The 1,512-nt window shown below is 63.6% G+C and carries 2 protein-coding genes; one reads left to right on the top strand and one right to left on the bottom strand.

The window, feature by feature from the left end:
- Window positions 1-28: 28 nt before the first annotated feature.
- A complete protein-coding gene (locus tag D3H34_RS32520) occupies window positions 29-667 on the bottom strand; it encodes a GntR family transcriptional regulator (protein WP_119558849.1) in 639 nt (212 codons plus the stop codon).
- A gap of 106 nt (window positions 668-773) precedes the next feature.
- Here D3H34_RS32520 and D3H34_RS32515 point away from each other — a divergent pair.
- A partial coding sequence (locus tag D3H34_RS32515) for a methylmalonyl-CoA mutase family protein (RefSeq protein ID WP_286186554.1) occupies window positions 774-1,512 on the top strand: 739 nt, incomplete at its 3' end.

Raw genomic sequence — 1,512 nt, 5'->3', positions numbered from 1 at the left:
GCTCATCCGCAATGCCGTGCAACGCGGCTTATGGCACGGCCGCGACGAGGCCATTCGAGAAATGCTGCTGCATGGCTGCGCGCGCGCGCTCGGGCGCACGGTCGAGCAGGGCCTGCAAAAGGAGCGCGTGTTCCTGCAGCGATTCGTCGATGCGCCCCTGGCGGAACAGCGACTTGTGGCGGTTGAGCTTCATGACCTTGCGCAGGTCGGCGACGACCTGGTCCGACCAGCGGTTGTTGGCCAGCGCGAGCAGGCGCATGTGAAAGCGTTCGTTGATCGCAAAGAACTGCTCGGCGTTGTGCTTGTGCGCGACCAGGTCGGCGTGCAGCGCGCGCAGCGCCGCGAGCTCGTCGTCCGTGGCCGAAGCCGCGACCGCGGCCGCGGCGTCGCTTTCGAGCAGCGCCAGCAGGTGATAGACGTCGCGCACGTCCTTGGTCGAAACTTCGGTCACATAGGCGCCACGGCGCACTTTCATCGTCACCAGCCCCTCGGCCGCGAGCACCTTGAGGGCTTCACGCAACGGCGTGCGGCTGATGCCGAGCTCCTCGGCGATCTTGAGTTCGTCGATCCACGCACCAGGCTCCAGCACATGCTGGAAGATGCGTTGGCGCAGCTGCTCGGCCACCTGTTGGTAGAGAGCGGAGGGGGCTAGGGTAATCACTGACATGAATGCTGGATTGTAGCCTGGATTATTTTGAATCAATAATTATGAATCATGTACACTCTTTCGGTCACAACCTACCGTGGTCTCACCGATGGACAAGCCTACAGATATGCGCCAAAGCGTGGCGAATGCCGACACTCCTGAATTCGCCCCCGCCGACCTGAGCGCCTGGGCCAAGGCGGCAGCCAAATCTGCGCCCGGCGGCGATCTGGAAGCCCTGAACTGGATCACGCCCGACGGCATCACCGTCAAGCCCCTCTATACCGCCGCAGACAGCGCCGATCTGCCGCATGCCAACACGCTGCCAGGCTTCGAGCCCTATCTGCGCGGCCCGCAGGCGACCATGTATGCGGTGCGCCCCTGGACCATCCGCCAGTACGCGGGCTTTTCGACGGCCGAGGAATCGAATGCGTTCTACCGCAAGGCGCTGGCCGCGGGCGGGCAGGGCGTGTCCGTGGCCTTCGATCTGGCCACGCACCGCGGCTACGACTCCGACCACCCGCGCGTCACGGGCGACGTGGGCAAGGCCGGCGTGGCCATCGATTCGGTCGAGGACATGAAGATCCTGTTCGACCAGATCCCGCTCGACAAGGTGTCGGTGTCCATGACCATGAATGGCGCGGTGCTTCCCGTACTCGCCGGCTATGTGGTCGCAGCCGAGGAGCAGGGCGTGCGCCAGGACCAGCTCTCGGGCACGATCCAGAACGACATCCTCAAAGAGTTCATGGTGCGCAACACCTATATCTACCCGCCCAAGCCGTCGATGCGCATCATCGGCGACATCATCGAGTACACGAGCCTGAACATGCCCAAGTTCAACTCGATCTCGATCTGGGGCTATCCCATGC

The organism is Acidovorax cavernicola, from assembly GCF_003581445.1.
The sequence above is the reverse complement of the archived record's forward strand: the minus strand, read 5'-3'. Positions and strand labels throughout refer to the sequence as shown.

Coding starts and splice junctions, on each gene's coding strand:
- D3H34_RS32520 (WP_119558849.1), bottom strand. CDS start 667: ATGTCAGTGATTACCCTAGCCCCCTCCGCTCTCTACCAACAGGTGGCC.